Source organism: Thermus sediminis (assembly GCF_003426945.1).
GTDB classification, from domain to species: domain Bacteria; phylum Deinococcota; class Deinococci; order Deinococcales; family Thermaceae; genus Thermus; species Thermus sediminis.
Map to the genome: position 1 here is coordinate 477,893 of NZ_QURO01000004.1, position 19,017 is coordinate 496,909.

18 protein-coding genes and 1 pseudogene are annotated in these 19,017 nt (G+C 68.3%); 12 read left to right on the forward strand and 7 right to left on the reverse strand.

Translation table 11 applies throughout. The features are described 5' to 3' along the window. The first annotated feature begins 16 nt into the window (after window positions 1-16). On the forward strand, window positions 17-1,132 hold the full coding sequence (amrB, locus tag ATI37_RS03185; RefSeq protein ID WP_198665498.1) for an AmmeMemoRadiSam system protein B: 1,116 nt from the start codon (window positions 17-19) through the stop codon (window positions 1,130-1,132). On the opposite strand, the gene rnr is transcribed toward amrB, so the two are convergent. From rnr to glmM, 5 genes are read right to left on the reverse strand one after another with little or no spacing between them, the layout of a single operon-like run. Further along, on the reverse strand, window positions 1,129-3,372 hold the full coding sequence (rnr, locus tag ATI37_RS03190; protein ID WP_117237078.1) for a ribonuclease R: 2,244 nt from the start codon (window positions 3,370-3,372) through the stop codon (window positions 1,129-1,131). The genes amrB and rnr overlap by 4 nt on opposite strands. Before the next feature lies 1 nt (window position 3,373). After that, window positions 3,374-4,618, reverse strand: a complete 1,245-nt coding sequence (locus ATI37_RS03195; RefSeq protein WP_117237079.1) for an aspartate aminotransferase family protein — start codon at window positions 4,616-4,618, stop codon at window positions 3,374-3,376. 9 nt (window positions 4,619-4,627) lie between these two features. Continuing rightward, a complete protein-coding gene (locus ATI37_RS03200) occupies window positions 4,628-5,026 on the reverse strand; it encodes an acyl-CoA thioesterase (RefSeq protein WP_117237080.1) in 399 nt (132 codons plus the stop codon). After that, window positions 5,005-5,292 carry a ribosome-binding factor A gene (locus tag ATI37_RS03205; protein ID WP_117237081.1) on the reverse strand — a complete coding sequence of 96 codons (288 nt, stop codon included), beginning with the start codon at window positions 5,290-5,292 and terminating at the stop codon, window positions 5,005-5,007. Before ATI37_RS03205 ends, ATI37_RS03200 begins: the two co-directional genes overlap by 22 nt. Window positions 5,293-5,301: 9 nt before the next feature. After that, window positions 5,302-6,603 carry a phosphoglucosamine mutase gene (gene glmM, locus ATI37_RS03210; protein ID WP_117237082.1) on the reverse strand — a complete coding sequence of 434 codons (1,302 nt, stop codon included), beginning with the start codon at window positions 6,601-6,603 and terminating at the stop codon, window positions 5,302-5,304. A gap of 103 nt (window positions 6,604-6,706) precedes the next feature. Between glmM and ATI37_RS03215 the strand changes: the two genes are divergently transcribed. Continuing rightward, the gene (locus ATI37_RS03215; protein WP_232822432.1) at window positions 6,707-7,894 is read left to right on the forward strand and encodes an ATP-binding protein; all 1,188 of its coding nucleotides are present in this window, start codon (window positions 6,707-6,709) and stop codon (window positions 7,892-7,894) included. 6 nt (window positions 7,895-7,900) lie between these two features. Here the strand turns inward: ATI37_RS03215 and polA are convergent, their stop codons facing one another. Both polA and aroE read right to left on the reverse strand, forming a co-directional pair. Further along, window positions 7,901-10,399, reverse strand: a complete 2,499-nt coding sequence (gene polA / locus ATI37_RS03220; protein WP_117237084.1) for a DNA polymerase I — start codon at window positions 10,397-10,399, stop codon at window positions 7,901-7,903. Between the two features lie 143 nt (window positions 10,400-10,542). Further along, complete coding sequence (aroE, locus tag ATI37_RS03225; protein ID WP_117237085.1) at window positions 10,543-11,340, reverse strand: shikimate dehydrogenase; 798 nt, start codon at window positions 11,338-11,340, stop codon at window positions 10,543-10,545. Between the two features lie 53 nt (window positions 11,341-11,393). On the opposite strand from aroE, the gene ATI37_RS03230 reads away from it, so the two are divergent. The 10 genes and pseudogenes from ATI37_RS03230 to ATI37_RS03275 all read left to right on the forward strand — a co-directional run bounded on the left by ATI37_RS03230 (window position 11,394) and on the right by ATI37_RS03275 (window position 18,999). Next, the gene (locus ATI37_RS03230) at window positions 11,394-12,668 is read left to right on the forward strand and encodes an NfeD family protein (RefSeq protein WP_117237086.1); all 1,275 of its coding nucleotides are present in this window, start codon (window positions 11,394-11,396) and stop codon (window positions 12,666-12,668) included. 1 nt (window position 12,669) lies between these two features. After that, the gene (gene floA, locus ATI37_RS03235; RefSeq protein WP_117237087.1) at window positions 12,670-13,647 is read left to right on the forward strand and encodes a flotillin-like protein FloA; all 978 of its coding nucleotides are present in this window, start codon (window positions 12,670-12,672) and stop codon (window positions 13,645-13,647) included. Continuing rightward, window positions 13,644-14,042, forward strand: a complete 399-nt coding sequence (locus tag ATI37_RS03240; RefSeq protein ID WP_117237088.1) for a hypothetical protein — start codon at window positions 13,644-13,646, stop codon at window positions 14,040-14,042. The genes floA and ATI37_RS03240 overlap by 4 nt, the downstream gene beginning before the upstream one ends. Further along, on the forward strand, window positions 14,006-15,001 hold the full coding sequence (locus ATI37_RS03245; RefSeq protein ID WP_117237089.1) for a PhoH family protein: 996 nt from the start codon (window positions 14,006-14,008) through the stop codon (window positions 14,999-15,001). The genes ATI37_RS03240 and ATI37_RS03245 overlap by 37 nt, the downstream gene beginning before the upstream one ends. Then, window positions 14,979-15,398 (forward strand): rRNA maturation RNase YbeY, encoded by a 420-nt coding sequence (ybeY, locus tag ATI37_RS03250; protein ID WP_117237090.1) that lies wholly within the window; start codon window positions 14,979-14,981, stop codon window positions 15,396-15,398. Before ATI37_RS03245 ends, ybeY begins: the two co-directional genes overlap by 23 nt. Continuing rightward, window positions 15,353-15,751 (forward strand): diacylglycerol kinase, encoded by a 399-nt coding sequence (locus ATI37_RS03255; RefSeq protein WP_117237091.1) that lies wholly within the window; start codon window positions 15,353-15,355, stop codon window positions 15,749-15,751. Before ybeY ends, ATI37_RS03255 begins: the two co-directional genes overlap by 46 nt. Window positions 15,752-15,755: 4 nt before the next feature. Beyond that, window positions 15,756-16,118, forward strand: coding sequence for a hypothetical protein (locus tag ATI37_RS03260; protein WP_117237092.1), 363 nt, complete (start codon window positions 15,756-15,758; stop codon window positions 16,116-16,118). A 63-nt stretch (window positions 16,119-16,181) separates the two neighbouring features. Then, window positions 16,182-16,652, forward strand: a complete 471-nt coding sequence (locus ATI37_RS03265) for a GreA/GreB family elongation factor (protein WP_117237093.1) — start codon at window positions 16,182-16,184, stop codon at window positions 16,650-16,652. Beyond that, a complete protein-coding gene (gene lysS / locus ATI37_RS03270) occupies window positions 16,649-18,133 on the forward strand; it encodes a lysine--tRNA ligase (RefSeq protein WP_117237094.1) in 1,485 nt (494 codons plus the stop codon). Before ATI37_RS03265 ends, lysS begins: the two co-directional genes overlap by 4 nt. Then, window positions 18,134-18,999 (forward strand): annotated as a pseudogene (locus tag ATI37_RS03275) (cation diffusion facilitator family transporter). It begins immediately after the preceding gene. Window positions 19,000-19,017 lie beyond the last annotated feature (18 nt).

Here is a 19,017-nt window from a genome sequence, read left to right on the forward strand (position 1 = left end):
TTTACACTTAGGGCTGGTGAAGGGGAGGTTCCGGTTGCGCCAACCCCAGATCGCCCCTATCGCGGGGGGTTTTCTGGTCTCTGACCCCTACGGGGTCTACGAAAAGCCTCTGGCCCTCACGGAAGGGGGGCTCCTCCTCTTCTCCCTCCTGGATGGCAAGACCCTGGAAGAAGTGCAGGAAGAGGTCTTCAAGGCCCACGGGGTCCTGGTCCCCAGAAAGGAGCTAGAGGACTTGGCCAAGGCCCTGGAGGAGGCGGGCCTCCTCCTCACGGAAGGGGTGGCCCAGAGGCTCAAGGAGGAGGAGGAGAAGCTCCGGCGGGAAAGGCCCATGCGCCTCGCAGGCCTCTCCTACCCCAAGGGGGAGAAGGAGGCCCGGGCCTTCCTGGAGGCCTTCCGGGCCGCCTACCCCGGCGAGGGGAGAAGAGCGGAGGCCCTCCTCCTCCCCCATCTGGAGCCCGCCCGCGTCCCCGAGGCCTACGGGGCGGCCCTGGCGGTTTTGGAAAGGACCCCTGAGCCCGAGAGGGTCTATCTGGTGGGGGTGGCCCACCGGCCCCTGGAGGAGAGGGCCGCCGCCCTCCCCGTGCCCTTCCACACCCCCTTCGGCCCCATGGAGCCCGACCTCCCCGCCCTCCAGGCCCTGGACGCCCTCCTCCCCTACGAGCTCTTCAACACCCCCCTGGCCTTCCGGGAGGAGCACAGCCTGGAGCTTCCCCTCCTCTTCCTCAAGGGCCGCTACGGGAGGGCCCGGCTTGTCCCCCTCCTGGTGGGCAGGCGAGGCCCGGAGCTGGGGGAGGCCCTCAAGGTGGTCCTGGGGGAGTACCCCGGCCTCGTGGTCCTGGCCGTGGACCTTTCCCACGTGGGGCCCCGGTTTGGAGACCCGCCCCTAGGCCGCCCCCTGGCGGAGGAGGCCAGGCAGCGGGATCTCGGCTTCCTGGAGAGGCTCGCCCAGGGGGAGCCCGAGGCCGCCTTGGCCTTCCTGGGCCCAAATAACCCCACCCGCATAGACGCCACCGAGGTGGTGGCGAGCCTCGCCCCCCTCCTAAGGGGAAGGAAGGGGGAGGTCCTGGCCCACCGCCTGGACCTCGAGGCCCCCACCCTAAGCGCGGTAGGGGCCGGGACCCTTGCCCTCTAGCGGCGCCGCCTCCGCTTGGGGCGGGTTTCCGCCGGGCGGTTTTCCTTAGGTTGCCACTCGCCGAAGTAGACCGTGTTCACCGTGGCCCGCTCGGGACGGGTATCCCGGGCCTTGTCCTTGGGAGGTCCCACCACTTTCCGCATGTCCACCTCCTCCTTTGCAGCGTCCCTTTGACGCTTCGTGGATGCCTCCACGTAGGGCACCAGGTCGATCTGCCTGAGCCTGGGGTTGGCGGCGGCGATCACCACCTCCATCTCGTCCCCCAGGCGGATCCTCTTCCCCTTGGGGCCCAGGAGGGCCAGGGCCTCCTCGCTGTAGGTGTAGGGCCCCAGGGCCTCGAGGCGCACCAAGCCCTCCACCCCGTTTCTCAGCATCACGAAGGCTCCAAAATTGGCTACCCCCGTGACCCTCCCCCGGAAGCGCTCCCCCAGGTGGAGCTCCGCCCACTTGGCCATGTAGTACTTGGTGAGTTCCCTTTCTGCGGACTCGGCCTTGCGCTCCCTCTCCGAGGCGTGCTCGGCGACGGCGGGGAACTCCGAGAACCACCTGGCCTTCCGCTTCTGCGTGAGGGCGCGCCGCATGGTGGAGCGCAGAACCCGGTGGACCACCAGGTCGGGGTAGCGGCGGATGGGGCTGGTGAAGTGGAGGTAATGCTCCATGGCCAGGCCGAAGTGGCCCAGATTCTCGGAGGCGTAGCGGGCCAGGCGCAAGGAGCGGAGGACCAGATTGGCCACCACGGGCTCCTCGGGGCGGCCCTTGGCCTCCAGGAGGACCTTCTGTAGGGCCTTGGGGGAAATCTGCTCGGGCAGGGTGTAGCCTAGGCGAGCCAGGGCGGTGCGGAGCTTGCCGTAGGCCTCTTCTGGAGGCTCCTCGTGGACCCGGAAAAGCCCAGGAAGCCCCCGCTTGACTAGACGCTCCGCCACGAGGCGGTTGGCGAGGAGCATGAGCTCCTCAATGAGGCTCCGGGCCTTGGGCTCTGCCTGGGGGATGAGGTGAAGGGTACCCTCCTCCACCTCCACCTTCACCTCGGGGAAGCTAAAGTCCAAGGAGCCCGCCTCCATGCGCTTTTTCCGCATCCTCCCCGTGAGGTCAAGGAGAAGCGCCAAATCCTCGGCCAAAAAGGCGTGCTCCTCGGGAAGGCCAAACCCCTCGGCGAAGGCCTCCACCTCGGTGTAGGTGAGGCGGGCTACGCTCCGGATGACCCCCTCGGCGAAGCGGACCCGCTTCACCTCCAGATCCTCGCCCAGGTCCACCAGGACCGAGAGGACCAGGCGGTCCTCATGGGGCTTGAGGGAGCAGACCCCGTTGGAAAGCCTCTCCGGGAGCATGGGCAGGACCCGGCCCGGCAGGTAGACGCTGGTCCCCCTTTGGAAGGCCTCCCGGTCCAGGAGGCTTCCCTCCCTGACGTAAAAGGAGACGTCGGCGATGTGGACCCCGACCCGGTAGCCCTTGGGGAGGCGCTCTACATGGATGGCGTCGTCAAAGTCCTTGGCGTCCACCCCGTCTATGGTGAAGACCCTGAGGGCGCGGAAGTCCTCCCGCCTCCTAAGCTCCGCCTCGGGGATCTCCAGGGGGATGGCCTCCGCCTCCTTCAGGACCTCCTCGGGGAACTCGGCCCTGAGACCGTACTTGGCGATGACGGCCTGGGTCTCGGTCTCCGGGGCCTCCCCCTCCCCCAGGTACTCCAGGAACTCCCCGTAGGGGCGCCTTTCGTAGTGGACCTGGGCCACGATGCGGCTTCCCCGCTTGAGGCCCTCTAGCCCTTTGGGAAGAAGCCTGAGCTCGGGAAGGCCGGGCTCATCGGGAAGGAGGACGGCGTACCCCCGCCTAAAGTCCAGGGTGCCCACCACCCGCTCCCGGGCCCGCTTCAAGACCCTCTCCACCACCCCCCAAGGCCTCCCATCCCGGCCCGGGGGCATGACCCTGGCCTCCACCAGGTCCTCGGGCCAGGCGTCCCCCGTGTACCCTGGGGGGATGAAGAGGTCCTTCTCCGGGGTCGGCCCCCAAGGGGCTAGCTTGAGGCGCACGAAGCCGTACCCGTCCCGGCGCAGGCTGATGGGGCCCTGGACCCTGTTCGGAAGGGAGTACTGGCTCCCCTTCTTTTCCAGAAGCCCCTCCCGCACCAGAGCCTTCAGGTAGGCCTTAGCCTCCCGCTTGGAAAGCCCAAAGCGATGGAGGATCTCCTCCAGCCGGTGGGGCTTGCCCGTCTTCTTGAAAAACTCCAACAGGGTTTCCTGCATTCTATCCCAGTAGGCCCTCGAGGGCCTTCTCCGTGGCCTTAAGGCTCCCGGAAAAGGCCCGAAGGGCCTCGTCCGCGTGCTCCTGGCCGATGATGAGGGGGGGCTCGAGGCGCACCACCTTGGGGTTATTCAGGCCGAAGGCGGTGATCACCCCCCGCTCCGCCAGCTCCGCCACCACCAGGGCCCCGATGTCGGCGTCGGCGAACTCCACCCCCAGCATCAGGCCCCGCCCCCGCACGTCCTCTATGAGGTGGGGGTACTGGGCCTGGAGCGCCCGAAGCCCCTCCATGAGGTAGCCTCCCACCTCCAGGGCCCTAGCCGGGAGGTCCTCCTCCAGGGTGACCTCAATGGCCGCCAGGGCCGCCGCCGCCGCCAGGGGGTTGCCCCCGAAGGTGGAGGAGTGGAAGAGGGGGTTTCCCTTGAAGACCTCAAAGACCTCCCGCCGCCCCACGCAGGCCCCGATGGGCATGACCCCGCCCCCTAGGGCCTTGGCCAGGGTCATGAGGTCGGGGGCCACCCCTTCCCAGTCCACGCCAAAGAGCCGCCCGGTGCGGCCCAGGCCGGTCTGGACCTCGTCGGCGATCATGAGGACGCCCCTCTTCCGGGTGATCTCCCGCACCCCCCGGAGGTACCCCTCGGGGGGAACCCTTATCCCCCCTTCCCCTTGGATGGGCTCCACGATGACCGCAGCAGTCTCCCCGTCTATGGCGGCCTCCAAGGCCCCTAGATCCCCATAGGGGACCACCTTAATCCCCGGGAGGAGGGGCCTCGCCGGGTCCTGGTACTGGGGACGGGGGGTGAGGGAGAGGGCCCCCATGGTCTTGCCGTGGAACCCCCCTTGGGTGGTGATGATCCCCGGCTTGCCGGTGTAGGCCCGGGCCAGCTTGATGGCCGCCTCCACCGCCTCGGCCCCGGAGTTGCCGAAGAAGACCATCTCCAGGCCCTCGGGGGTGATCTCCGCCAGCTTGGCCGCCAGCCTCGCCGTGGGCTCGGAGACCAGGACCCTGACGGACATGGGCATGCGGGCGAGCTGGTCCACCACCGCCGCCACCACCTTCGGATGGCGGTGGCCCAGGTTCAGGGCGCCATAGAGGCCTAAGAAGTCCAGGTACCGCTTCCCCGTGGTGTCCCAGACGTAGGGGCCCTCGGCGTGGGACTCCACCCGGTCTAGCCCGGTGAAGCGGAGGAGGCCCGCGAGGCCTGGGTTGATGTGGCGTTCAAAGAGGGTGAAGGGGGAGAGGTCCATGCCCCAATGCTACCCTGAGTGTAGCACACGCAAGGCCTCCAGGATGTCCTCGGGAATGCGGGAGGCCTTCTCCCCCACCTGGCAGAGGTGGCGGGTGAACCCCTCGGCGAGGAGCACCCCCTCCCGCAAGACCTGGTAGCGGAAGCGGAGGGCCCGGGAGGAGACCTCAGCCAGGTGGGTCCTCACCTCCACCGCCTCGCCGAAGCGGGCGGGCCTCTTGAAGGTGAGGCCAAGCTCCACCACGGGGAAGCGGACCCCCCTGGCCTCCACCAGGTGGTAAGGGAGGCCCGCCTGCTCCAGGAAGTCCACCCGGGCCGCCTCCAGATAGACGGCGTATACGGCGTGGTGGACCACCCCCATCTGGTCCGTCTCGGCGTAGCGCACCTTTAGGAGGGTTCGGGTCTCCATGGCAGAAACTCTAGCCGGGGCAAGCGCCTTAGGCGCACCCGCCTCCCCAGGGCAGAAACCAGCCGCCCTTCGGCGTGGGCCAGGGCCTTCAGGGCCCCCTCTTCGTCCCCGAAGGCCTCCACGTACACGAAAAGGACAGCCCCGTCCGGGGAGAGGCGGGCGGCCTCCACGGTGAGGAGGAAGAGGCGGGGGTCCTCCAGGGCCTGGATCTCCTCCGCCAAGACCCGCCTGAGCCGCTCCTCCAGGTGGGCTTTCCCGTAGCTCACGCCCCTAGCTCACCCCCGGTCCAAGGCTTCCACCACCTGGGCCAGGGCCCTCGCCACCTCCTCCGCCCCCTCCTCCGCCTCCACCATGACCCGGACGAGGGGCTCGGTGCCCGAGGGGCGGACGCTCACTCGGCCCCGACCTAAAAGGCCCTCCTCCGCCCTCCTCACGGCCTCCCCAAGCCTGGGGTCTTCCATGACCCGGGCCTTGTCCCGCACGCGGACGCCGAGGAGGACCTGGGGGTACAAGGGGAGCCCCTCGTACCAGTCGGCGAGGTCGCCTCCCATGATCCGCAAGGCCTTCAGGGTGAGGAGGGCGGAGAGGAGGCCGTCCCCCGTGGTGTGGTGGCGGCGGAAGATGACGTGGCCCGAGGGCTCCCCCCCGAGGTGGAGGCCCTTCGCCTTCAGCATCTCCAGGACGTAGCGGTCCCCCACTTGGGCCCGGTGGAAGGCGAGGCCCTTTGCCTTCAGGGCCACCTCGAGGCCCATGTTGCTCATCACCGTGCCCACCACCCCCTCCTCCCCGAAGGCGAGGGCGGTGAGGTAGAGGATGTGGTCCCCGTGGAAGAGCCGGCCCTTGCGGTCTATGAACTGGACCCGGTCCCCGTCGCCGTCAAAGGCGATGCCGAGGTCTAGGCCAAGCTCCAGCACGAAGCGGGAGAGGGCCTCAGGGTGGGTGGAGCCGCACGCCTTGTTGATGTTCCTCCCGTCCGGGGTGTTGAAGAAGGCCATGACCTCGGCCCCCGCCCTCTGGAAGAGCCTGGGCCCCATCCGGTAGGTGGCCCCGTGGGCCAGGTCCAGGCCGATCCTGAGGCCCGTGAGGTCGGGGGCGTATCCCAGGAGGAAGTCCAGGTACATCCGCTCCGCCTCCCGGAAGTCCCCCACGGTGCCGATGCCCCGGGTGGGGTGGTCCTCTTCCAGAAGCCTTTCTATTTCCTCCTCGGTCTCGTCGGGGAGCTTCTCCCCCGTGGGGCCGAAGAACTTGATGCCGTTGTCCCGGTAGGGGTTGTGGCTGGCGGAGATCACCGCCCCCGCCGTGGCCTTAAGGGCCTTGGTCAGGTAGGCCACCCCCGGGGTGGGCAGGACCCCCAGGTGCTCCACCCGCACCCCCTGGCTCATGAGGCCCGCCGCCAGAGCGGCTTCCAGGAGGTCCGAGGACTCCCGGGTGTCCTTGGCCAGGAGGACCACAGGCCTGGGGCTTTCCTGGCGGAAGTAGGCCCCCGCTGCCTGGCCGAGCCTGAGGACGAAGTCCGGGGTCAGGGGGGGCTTCCCCGCCTCCCCCCGCACCCCGTCGGTGCCGAAGTAGCGCCTCACAGCGGCCACTATACCAGGACCCCTGGGGCGGGTTGCCGTTGCCCGGGGTGGGGAGGCCCTTCCGATCTTGATTTACTCAATGCACTGAGTAAAAATACTAGTTGTGCTGAGCAAAACCCCCTTCACCCGTCCCCAGGCCCAGGAACTGCTAAGGCGGCTCAAAGCACCCCGCCACCTGCTCCAGGTGGTCCTAGGCCCCAGGCAGGTGGGCAAGACCACCCTCGCCCTGCAGGTGGCCCAGTCCTCCGGCCTCCCCTACCACTACGCCTCCGCCGATGAGCCCACCCTCAAGGAAGCCCCCTGGCTGGAAACCCAGTGGACCCTGGCCCGCCGCCTGGCCCAGGGAGGGGAGGCTCTCTTGGTCCTGGACGAGGCCCAGAAGGTGCTGGGCTGGTCGGAGACTCTGAAGCGCCTCTGGGACGAGGACACCCTCCAGGGCCTTCCCCTCAAGGTGGTCCTCCTGGGCTCCTCGCCCCTGCTCCTGCAAAAGGGCCTTTCCGAAAGCCTCGCCGGCCGCTTTGAGGTCCTTCACCTCCCCCACTGGACCTTTTACGAAATGGAGCAGGCCTTCGGGTACACCCTCCCCGAGTACCTCTACTTCGGGGGGTACCCTGGCGCGGCCCCCTTGCGTGAAGAACCGGAGAGGTTCGCCCGCTACATCAAAGACGCCCTTCTAGAAACCACCCTGGGCCGGGACATCCTGCTCCACACCCGGGTGGAGAAGCCCGCCCTCCTGCGAAGGGTCTTGGAGCTGGGCCTCCTCTACAGCGGCCAGGTGCTCTCCTACACAAAGATGCTGGGGCAACTCCAGGATGCCGGCAACACGGTGACCCTGGCCCATTACCTAGAGCTCTTAGAAGGGGCAGGTCTTCTAGGCGCCCTGCAAAAGTACGCCGCCGAGCCCTTCCGGCGCCGCGCCTCGAGCCCCAAGCTCCTCGCCCTGAACACGGGGCTCATCACCGCAGTCCTGGGGCTTTCCCCGGAAGAGGTGTGGGAGGACGCCGCCCTCATGGGGCGGCTTGTAGAAACCAGCATGGGCGCCCACCTTCTAGCCCACGCTCCTCGCGGGGGCTTTGAGGTGTACTATTGGCGGGAGAAGGACCAGGAGGTTGACTTCGTCCTAAAGAAGGGGAAGCGCCTCCTGGCCCTGGAGGTCAAAAGCGCCCCATCAAAGAGGACCAAGGGCCTGGAAGCCTTTACCCGGGCCTTTGGCGGGAAAGGCCTGCTCCTGGGCCCAGGGGGCATCCCCTTGGAAGCCTTCCTCCGGGAGGACCCCCTGGCCTTCCTTTAGGCACCCCTACCCCTTGGCGGAGAGCCAGTCCTCCCCTATCCCCACCTCCACCACCAGGGGCACGGCCAAGGGGTAGACCCCCTCCATGACCTCCTTGGCCATCTGGGCCACGGCCTCCGCCTTCTCCCTGGGGGCCTCGAGGACCAGCTCGTCGTGCACCTGGAGGAGCATCCTGGCCCCCATGGCCTCAAGCCTAGGGAAGAGCCTCACCATGGCCAGCTTCATGAGGTCGGCGGCCGTGCCCTGGACGGGCATGTTGAAGGCCATGCGCTCGGCAGCCTCCCGCACGCTCTTGACCCGGGCGTTGAGGTCGGGCACGTAGCGGCGGCGGCCAAAGAGGGTCTCCACGTACCCCCGCCTCCTCCCCTCCTCCAGGGTCCCCTCGATCCAGGCCCGCACCCTGGGAAAGCCCCGGAAGTACCGCTCAATGAAGGCCTGGGCCTCCTCGTAGGGGATGGCGAGCTCCTGGGAGAGGCGGTGGGCGGACATGCCGTAGAGGACACCAAAGTTGACCGTCTTGGCCGCCCGGCGCATCAGGGGGTCCACCGCCTCCCGGGGGACGCCGAACATCCAGCTCGCCGTCTCCGTGTGGATGTCCCGGCCCTCCCGGAAGACCCGGATCAGGTTTTCGTCCCCGGAGAGGTGGGCCAGGACCCTGAGCTCTATCTGGCTGTAGTCCAGGGCCACGAGGACCCACCCCTCCTCGGCGAGGAAGGCCCGGCGGATCCTTTGGCCCAGGGGGGTGCGGATGGGGATGTTCTGCAGGTTGGGGTCGGAGCTAGAAAGCCTTCCCGTGGCCGTGGCCGTCTGGTTGAAGCGGGTGTGGAGGCGGCCCGTCCTCGGGTGGATCAGGTCCGGGAGGGGGTCTATGTAGGTGCTCTTCAGCTTGGTGAGCTCCCGGTACTGGAGGATCTTCTCCACGATGGGGTGGGCCTCCCGCAGGGCCTCGAGGACCTGGGCGCTCGTGGAGCGCTTCCCCGTCTTCTCCGTCTTGCCGATGGCGGGAAGCCCTAGCTCATCAAAGAGGACCCTCTCCAGCTGGTCCCGGGAGTTCAGGTTGAAGGGGCGGCCCGCCAGGCGGTGGATCTCGGCCTCGAGGCGGGCGATTTCCTCAGAAAGCTCCAAGGAGAGGGCCTTCAGGTAGGGTACGTCCAGCCTGACCCCCGTGGCCTCCATGTGGGCGAGGACGAGGGAGAGGGGCCTTTCCACCTCCCGGTAGAGCCAAAGGAGCCTTTCCTCCCCCTGAAGCCTCTCCCAGAGGTTGGCGAAGAGCCTCTCCGAAAGGGCCGCCCGCTCCCCCGCCTCCTCCGTCCAATCCCCCCCGTACCGCCGGGCCACGCCCTCGGGGGTGGTGTTGGAGGGGTCCAGGAGGTAGGCGAGGAGCAGGGGGTCGTCCCCCGGGGGGAGGCCAAAGCCCTCCCTCAGGGCCAGGACGGCCAGGTCCTTGGCGAGAAGCCCCCGGACCCCCTTTAGGTCCCCCAGGGCGGCGAGGGGCTCAGGGGCCCGGTGGACCCTGCCCCCCTTGGCGGCGGCCAGGGCCAGGAGCTCCGCCCACATGGGCTCCTTGCGGGAGAGGAGGAAGCCCACGAAGGCCCCTTCCGGCGGGGGCCAGGGGGCCTCCTCCCAGGCCTTGGGGCCTTCCAGGAGGCCGAACTCGTGGAGGAGGCTCCCAAACTCAAGCCCCTCCAAAAAGGCCTTGAGCCCCTCCCGGTCGGGCTTCCGCCTCTTGGCGAAGTCCACCTCCAGGGGGAGATCGGTGCGCAACCGGACCAGGTCCCAGGCGCGCTTCAGGTCCTCCATGTGGGCCTGGATCCTCTCCCTTGGGGCGGGCCTCAACTGGTCCAGGTTCTGGAGGAGGTTTTCCAGGCTTCCCCACTCCTCTATGAGCCTCCTCGCCGTCTTCTCCCCGATGCCCCTGACCCCGAGGAGGTTGTCGGAAGGGTCCCCGGAAAGGGCCCGGTAGTCCGCCCACTGCTCCGGCCTAAGGCCGTACTTTTCCCAAAGCCAAGCCGGGGTGAGGAGGTGCCCCTCGGGGTGGAGGATGGCGATGCGCTCGGAAAGGAGCTGGTAGAGGTCCTTGTCGGCGGTGAGGATCCGCACCTCATAGCCTTCCCCCTCCGCCTTTTTGGCCAGGGTGGCCAGGACATCGTCCGCCTCGTAGCCCGGGACCTCGAGGCGCTCTAGCCCCAAGAGGTCCACCAGCTCCTTGATGAGGGCAAGCTGCCTGGGGAAGTCCTCCGGCGTGGGGGCCCGGCCCGCCTTGTACCCCTCGTAGGCCTCGTGGCGGAAGGAGGGGGCCTTGGCGTCAAAGACCACGATCACCGCGTCCCCGTCCTCCTTGAGGGCCTTGAGGAGGCTCTTGGCGAAGCCGTAGACCGCCTGGACGGGCTCGCCCCGGCTGGTGGTAAGGCCCCTTAGGGCAAAAAAGGCGCGGTAGGCCAGGTGGTGGCCGTCCACCAGGAGGACCCGGCCCTTGGGCGCAAAGAGGGGCAGCATCCCCTCCATGTTACCCCTCCGCCGCCTGACCCCGGGCAGCGTCCAGGAAGGCCTTTAGAACCCCCTTCTTGCAGGGCCGGCCGGAACTCCTTCGGGCAGCAAGGACCCCTCCTGCCGGGAAATCCCGGCCCTGGGCCCTCAGAGGGGGAGGCTCACTGGGCCTCCCCCAGGGCCTCGAGGGCCGCCCGCTCCATCCCCTTTGGGTCCGGGAGGAGGCCCGTCCAGATTTGCAAGGCCAGGGCCCCCTGCCAGGCCAGCATGGGAAGCCCCGTCTGCACCAAAAGTCCCTTGGCCTTGGCCTCCCTCAGAAAGCGGGTCCAAAGGGGGCGGTAGACCAGGTCCACCGCCGCCCCCGCCTCGGGGAAGAGCTCGGCGGGAAGGGGGGTTTCCTCGGGGGCGTGGAGGCCTACGCTGGTGGCGTTCACCAGGAGCCTGGCCTCCTTGGCCCTTTCCAGGGGCACGGCCTTTAGGCCCAGCTCCGCCGCCAGGGCCTGGGCTCTCTCCGGGGTACGGTTCCAAATCCAGACCTCTAGCCCCGACCCCCGTAGGGCGAAGGCCACCGCCCGGGCCGCCCCCCCGGCCCCCAGGACCAGGGCGGGGCCCTGAAGGGGAATCCCTCCTGCCTTTAGGGCCTCCAGGAAGCCGGGGGCATCGGTGTTGAAGCCAAGGAGGCAACCCCCTGCGGATAGCACCGTATTCACCGCCCCGATGGCCCTGGCCTCCGGCGAGACCCAGTCCAGGAGCTCCCAAGCCCTCTCCTTCAAGGGGAGGGTGAGGTTTACCCCCCGGTAGACCTGGCGCACCTCCTCTAGCCGCTCAGGAAGCCTCTCCAGGGGGGTCTCCAGGGCCCGGTAGACGCCCCTCAGGCCTAGGCTCCCAAGGGCGTGGCGATGGATGGCCGGGGACAGGGAGTGGGTCACGGGGTGGCCCAGGACAGCAAAGCGCAGCATCCCTTCCAGGATAGCGTGACCCAGGACCCACCTTGACAGGTAAACGATATAGAATGGAGGTGGTGGTCAGGCTACTCTTGGCTCTCCTCCCCCTCCTCCTTCCCCTAGCCCTGGGGAAAACCTACCTGGTGCCCATCCAGGGGGAGATCGATCCGGCCTTGGCCGTCTTCGTGGACCAGGCCCTCTCCCGGGCCGAGCGGGAGGGAGCCAGTGGAGTGGTCTTCCTCATAGACACCCCAGGGGGCAGGGTGGACGCCGCCATAAGGATCTCCGACCGGATCCTGCAGACCCCCCTGCCCACCCTGGCCGTGGTGCAAAACGCCTTCTCCGCCGGAGCCCTTATCGCCCTCTCCTGCCGCCAGATCGCCATGCTCCCGGGTTCGGAGATCGGGGCCGCCCTCCCCGTGGTGGCCCTGCCCCTGAGCCAGCCCCAGCCGGCGGACGCCAAGGTGATCTCCGCCCTCCGGGGCAAGTTCCGCTCCGTGGCCGAGGCCCGGGGGAGGCCGGTCCAGCTGGCGGAGGCCATGGTGGACCCCAACATAGAAATCCCCGGCCTCACCGCCAAGGGAGAGCCCCTGACCCTCTCCGCGGACAGGGCGGTGGAGCTAAAGGTGGCGGACTTCAGGGCAGGAAGCCTTCCTGAGGCCCTTAGGCAGGCGGGCTTCAACCCGGAAACCGAGAGGCTCACCCCCGGTCCCCGGGTCCAGGTGGCCCGCTTCCTCACCAGCTCCGCGGTGGCGGGCCTTCTCCTAGCCCTGGGGCTCCTTTTCCTCCTCTTGGAGCTCTTCACCCCCGGGTTTGGGGTCCTGGGGGCCTTGGGCCTGGGCCTTCTGGGGCTGTACTTCGCCGGGGGGTGGCTGGCGGGGCTTTCCGGGGCTTTTGAACTCCTCCTCTTCTTCCTAGGGGTGGCCCTCCTCCTGGCCGAGGCCTTCGTCTTTCCTGGGTTCGGCGTGGCCGGGGCCTTGGGGGTGGGAGCCATTTTGGCCTCCGTCTACTTCACCTTTGGGGAAAACGCCCTCATGGTGATCGCCATCGCCGTCATCGCCTTGGGGCTTGGCCTGCTTTTGGTGTTCCGCTCTCTCCCCAGGACCCGCCCCGCCCGGGCTCTGGTCCTGGAAAGCGCCATCGAGGCCCATGCCACCGGGGACCAGGTGGAGGTGGGCATGGTGGGCACCGCCCTCACGGACCTGCGGCCTGGGGGGGTGGCCCGTTTCGGCGCCAAGCGCGTGGACGTGGTAGCCAACCGTGGGTTCATCCCCAAGGGCACCACCATCCGGGTGGTGGAGGTGCGGGGGCCCACGGCGGTGGTAGAACCGTTGGAGGAATAGTATGGAAGGAATCGGCGTACTCTTTTTGGCTTTTGTCGTCCTTATCCTGGTCTTCCTCTTCTTCAGCTTCATCCCGGTGGGCCTCTGGATCTCCGCCTGGGCGGCGGGGGTGCGGGTGCCCCTCATCACCCTGGTGGCCATGCGCCTACGGCGCGTGCCCCCAGCCAAGATCATCTACCCTCTGATCAAGGCCACCAAGGCGGGATTGGACGTGCGCCTGGACCGCCTCGAGGCCCACTACCTGGCGGGGGGCAACGTGGACCGGGTGGTGGACGCCCTCATCGCCGCCGACAAGGCGGGCATCCGGCTCACCTTTGACCGGGCGGCGGCCATCGACCTGGCGGGCCGGGACGTGCTGGAGGCGGTCCGGGTCTCCGTGAACCCCAAGGTGATCCAGACCCCCATGGTGGCCGCGGTGGCCAAGGACGGGATCCAGCTCCTCGCCACCGCCCGGGTCACGGTCCGGGCCAACATCGATCGCCTGGTGGGCGGGGCCGGGGAGGAGACCATCATCGCCCGGGTGGGGGAAGGCATCGTGACCACCATCGGCTCCTCCACCTCCCATAAGGAGGTTCTGGAAAACCCCGACCGCATCTCCAAGACCGTCTTGGAAAAGGGCTTGGACGCGGGCACCGCCTTTGAGATTCTCTCCGTGGACATCGCCGACGTGGACGTGGGCAAGAACATCGGGGCCCAGCTCCAGATCGACCAGGCGGAGGCCGACAAGAAGATCGCCCAGGCCAAGGCGGAGGAGCGGCGGGCCATGGCCGTGGCCGCGGAGCAGGAGAACCGGGCCCTGGTGGAGGCCATGCGGGCCAAGCTGGTGGAGGCCCAGGCCCAGGTGCCCCAAGCCCTAGCGGAGGCCCTGAAGACAGGCAACCTGGGGGTCATGGAGTACTACCGCTTGAAGAACATCGAGGCGGACACCGACATGCGGGAGTCCATCAGCCGGGCGGCCAGGCCCGTGGGTGAGGAATGAGCCTAGGCGACCTCTTGGGCCTCCTCTTCCTCCTCTTCTTCGTCATCATCCCCATCCTCCAGGGTCTAAGCCGCCGTCCCACCCCTACGCCCCCGGTCTTCCCCGAGGAGCCACCCCCCCCCGAGCCTCCTCCCGAACCCAGGCCCAAGGCCAGGCCCAAACCCCGGCCCAAATCCCCACCCGCCCCCCTTCCCCAGCAAAGGCCGGAGGCGAGGGGCCCCGAACAGCGCCCCTCCCTTGAAAGGGTCCCCCTCGAGGTGCGCTTCCGGGAGGAGGTGGAGAAAGAGACGCCCCTTCTGCAAAGAAAACCCCGGCGGCTGGTGGCCGCTGACCGGGAGAGCCTGTTGAAAGGGGTGATATGGCACGAGATCCTGAAGCGGCCCAAAGGCTTTTGATCCCCTTCAGGCCCGAGGAGACCCTGGCCTTTTTGGGCCAGGCGGACAAGAACCTGAAGAAGCTCCGCGCCCTCCTCCGAGAAGCCTTCGGCGAAAACCTCAGGCTGGTGGTGCGGGGGGACCAGGTGGAGCTTTCCGGGGAGCCCGAGGCGGTGGCGGTAGCCGAGCGGGCGGTGCGGGACCTCCTGGCCCTCCTCCGCCAGGGGGCGGAGCTGGACGAGCCCACCCTGGAGCAGGCGGTGGCCCTGGCCCAGGAGGGGCAGGGCCTCTATCAGGCCACCACCCCGGAGGCGGAGCTAAGCCTCCCCGGGCGCCTCCGCCCCAAGACCCCGGGGCAGAGGCGCTACGTGGAGGCCATCGCTAAGCACGACATCACCTTCGGCATCGGCCCCGCCGGGACGGGCAAGACCTACCTGGCCGTGGCCATGGCCGTGAGCCACCTCCGCGCCCGCAAGGCGAAGCGCATTGTCCTCACCCGGCCTGCGGTGGAGGCGGGGGAGAAGCTGGGGTTTTTGCCGGGGGACATCCAGGCCAAGGTGGACCCCTACCTCAGGCCCCTCTACGACGCCCTCTTTGACATGATCGACGCTGAGCGCTTTGAGCAGTACCTCCAGTCCGGCATCATTGAGGTGGCCCCTCTGGCCTTCATGAGAGGCCGCACCCTCAACGATGCCTTCATCATCTTGGATGAAGCCCAAAACACTACGCCGGAGCAGATGAAGATGTTCCTCACCCGGATGGGCTTCAGCTCCAAGATGGTCATCACAGGGGACGTGACCCAGATCGACCTGCCCAAGCACCAAAAGTCGGGCCTCATCGAGGCCACCCGCATCCTGAAGGGGATCGAGGGCATCGCCTTCATCTACTTCAAGGAGTCCGACGTGGTCCGCCACCCCCTGGTGGCCCGCATCATCAAGGCCTACGAGGAGGCCGAGCTTGGTGGTGGTCCTGGCCCATAAGCGCCCCAAGAGGGGCCTGGTCCCCCGGCTCCGGCGGGCCCTCGCCGCCCTCATGGACGAGCTTGGGGTGGGGGACAAGGCGGTCACGGTGATCCTCACGGGAGACCGCCGCCTGAGGGCCCTGAAGCGGGCCTGGTGGGGGGAGGATGAGGCCACGGACGTCCTCTCCTTCCCCCATTACGAGCCCGGGGACCCCTTCGTGCCCCCGCATCTGGGGGACATCTGGATCAGCCTGGACACCGCCCAGCGCCAGGCGGAGGCCCGGGGGGCTTCCCTGGAGGAGGAGGTCCTGGTCCTGGCGGCCCACGGGCTTTGGCACCTCCTGGGCCACGACCACGGGAGGGAGGAGGGTTGGGAAGGCTTCCGCCAAGTCCAAGAGAGGATCCTCGCCCTGTGAAGGGGCTGGTGCGCTCCTTCGCCTACGCCCTTGAGGGCCTGGCCTACGCCTGGCGGGTGCAGCGGAACTTCCGCCTCGAGGCCTACCTGGGCCTTTTCGCCCTCCTCCTCGCCCTATGGCTAGGGGTGAGCCTGGTGCCCGTCCTCCTCCTCATCGCCCTGGTCCTCTCCCTGGAGCTCCTGAACACCGCCCTCGAGGCCCTCACCGACCTGGCGAGCCCCGTCTACCACCCCCTGGCCAAGCGGGCCAAGGACACCGCTGCGGCCGCCGTCCTCCTGGCCAGCCTCCTGGCCCTCCTCACCGGCCTCTACCTCTTCCTTCCCCCCTTCCTCTCCCGGCTTGGGCTAAGCTAAGGGCATGGACTACGAAGAAAGGGAGTTGATCCTGGAGCTCTTTCCAGGCACCTCCCCTGACCTCCTCCCCCTGGGGGAGATCCTCTACTACCGGGACGAGGAGGGGCGGGTGGTGATCGCGGAAAAAGGCCCCCCTGAGCTCCGCCTGGCCCTCGAGCCCCTCCCCGGGCCCGTGGTCGGCCCCCAGGTGTGCGAGGCCTGCCGCCGCCACCTCTCGGGGAGCGCCTTGGGCTTCTTCCGCCACCCGGTGGGGGGCAAGGAGACCCACCTCCGCTACCTCCTCCTCTGCCGGGACACCGCCTCCTGCGCCGGCCACGCCGAGCCCGAGCGTTTGAGGGGAATCCTCCTTCGGGGTATACTTACCTGAGAAGGAGGCCCTTGGGCCAAGGAGGTCGGCTTTGGCCGGCCTCCATGACTTACGAGGTGAGCTATGGCGCGCGAAGTGAAGCTGACCAAGGCCGGCTACGAGCGGCTCATGAGGCAACTGGAGCAGGAAAGGGAGCGCCTGCAGGAGGCCACCAAGATCCTGCAGGAGCTGATGGAGTCCAGCGACGACTACGACGACTCGGGGCTAGAGGCGGCCAAACAGGAGAAGGCCCGGATCGAGGCCCGGATCGACAGCCTCGAGGACGTCCTGTCCCGCGCGGTGATCCTCGAGGAGGGCTCGGGCGAGGTCATCGGCCTGGGCTCGGTGGTGGAGCTGGAGGACCCCGCCACGGGGGAGCGCCTCGAGGTCCAGGTGGTCTCCCCCGCCGAGGCCAGCGTCCTGGAAACCCCCATGAAGATCTCCGACGCCTCCCCCATGGGCAAGGCCCTCCTGGGCCACCGGATGGGGGACGTCCTCTCCTTGGAGACCCCCAGGGGCAGGAAGGAGTTCCGGGTGGTGGCGGTCCACGGATGAGCGAGCAGACGCGCCAACGCCTTCTCAACCTGGAAGCCCTGGTGGAGGCGGGCTTTGCCCCCTACCCCTACCGCTTCCCCAAGACCCACAGCGCCGGGGAGATCCTCAAGGCCAAGGCCGGGGCCCCCCCGGAGACGGAGTGGCCCGAGGAGGTGGCCCTGGCGGGCAGGGTGACGGCCCTAAGGCGCATGGGCAAGATCACCTTCGCCCACATCCTGGACGAAACGGGCAGGATCCAACTCTACTTCCAGAAGGACCTCACCCCGGGCTACGAGCTTTTGAAAAAGCTGGACGTGGGAGACCTCCTGGGGGTGAGGGGCACCCCCTTCACCACCAAGACCGGGGAGGTCACGGTCAAGGTCCTCTCCTGGACCCCCCTGGCGAAAAGCCTCCGCCCCCTCCCCGACAAGTGGCACGGCCTCAAGGACAAGGAGGTGCGCTACCGCCAGCGCTACCTGGACTTGATCGTCAGCCCCGAGGTGCGGGAGGTCTTCAGGAGGCGCTCGGAGATGGTGCGCTACATCCGGCGCTTCTTTGAGGAGAAGGGGTTTTTGGAGGTGGAAACCCCCATCCTCCAGGCCACCACCGGGGGGGCCGAGGCCCGCCCCTTCAAGACCCATCACCACGCCCTGAACGACGAGTTCTACCTGCGCATCTCCCTGGAGCTCCACCTGAAGCGCCTCCTGGTGGGGGGGTACGAAAAGGTCTTTGAGATAGGCCGGGTCTTCCGCAACGAGGGGATGGACCACAACCACAACCCCGAGTTCACCATGCTGGAGGCCTACTGGGCCTACGCCGACTACCAGGACATGGCCCTTCTGGTGGAGGAGCTCCTCTCCGGCCTCGTCCTCCACCTCTTCGGGGGCTACGAGGTTCCCTACGGGGGCCGCCTCCTCAACTTCAAGCCCCCCTTCCGCCGCCTCTCCTTCGTGGAGACCCTGAGGGAAAGGGCGGGCCTACCCTTTGACCCTTTGGACCTGGAGAGGCTCCGCCTCTGGGCCGACGCCCGCCATCCCGAGCTCGCCCAGGTGCCGAGCTACAAGCTCCTGGACAAGCTCTTCGGCCTCTACGTGGAGCCCGAGCTCCAGGACCCCACCTTCGTCTTCGACTTCCCCCTGGCCATCAGCCCCCTGGCCAAGCGCCACCGGGAGAGGCCCGGCCTCGCGGAGCGCTGGGACCTCTTCGCCGGGGGGATGGAGCTCGCCCCGGCCTACTCCGAGCTCAACGATCCCCTGGACCAGAGGGCGCGGTTCCTGGAGCAGGCGAGAAGGCGCAAGGAAGGGGACGAGGAGGCTCCGGAGCCCGACGAGGACTTCCTCCTGGCCCTGGAGCACGGCATGCCCCCGGCGGCGGGCCTGGGCCTGGGGATAGACCGCCTGGCCATGCTCCTCACCGACCAGCCCTCCCTGAGGGACGTCCTCCTCTTCCCCCTGATGAAGCCCAAGCGGGAAGCCCAGGAAGAGGCCTTGGAAGGGGCGTAGGTGGCCGAAAGGGCCGCGCGGACCAGCCTGCTCGTGGCCCTCGTCGTCCTGGGGCTCAAGCTCCTGGCCTACCTCCTCACCGGTTCGGTGGCCCTGCTCTCCGATGCCCTCGAGTCCACCCTGAACGTGGCCGCGGCCCTCATGGCCCTCCTCGCCATCCGCTTCGCCCGCCGCCCCCCGACGCCACCCACCCCTTCGGCCACACCAAGGCGGAGTACCTCTCCGCGGTGCTGGAGGGGGTCCTGGTGGTCCTGGCCGCCCTCCTTATCGTCCGGGAGGCCCTGCCCCGCCTCCTCCACCCCACCCCCTTGGAGGGCCTAGGCCGGGGGCTTCTGCTCAACCTCCTGGCCTCCCTTTTGAACGGGCTCCTGGCCTACCACCTCCTAGCCGAGGGCAGGCGCCTCCGCTCCCCCGCCCTCACCGCCGACGGCTACCACGTCCTAAGCGATGTCCTCACCTCCTTGGGCGTCCTCCTGGGGCTGGGCCTGGCCTCCCTGACGGGGTTTTGGATCCTGGACCCCCTCCTGGCCCTCCTGGTGGCGGGGAACATCCTCCTCATGGGCTTCCGCCTGGTGCGGGAGTCCCTTGGGGGGCTTCTGGACGAAGGCCTTTCCCCGGAGGAGGTGGCCAAGATCCAAGCGATCATCGCCCGGGAGCTTGGCGGAAGGGCCCTCGAGGTCCACGACCTTAGGACCCGCAAGGCGGGGTACCGGGCCTTCTTGGAGTTCCACCTGGTGGTGCCGGGAAGCCTCTCCGTGGCCGAGGCCCATGGCCTTTGCGACCGCCTGGAAAGGGCCTTGGAGGAGGAGCTTCCCGGGCTTAGCGTCACCATCCACGTGGAGCCGGAGAGCGAGCGCAAAACCTAACGCACTTTTCCCACTCGG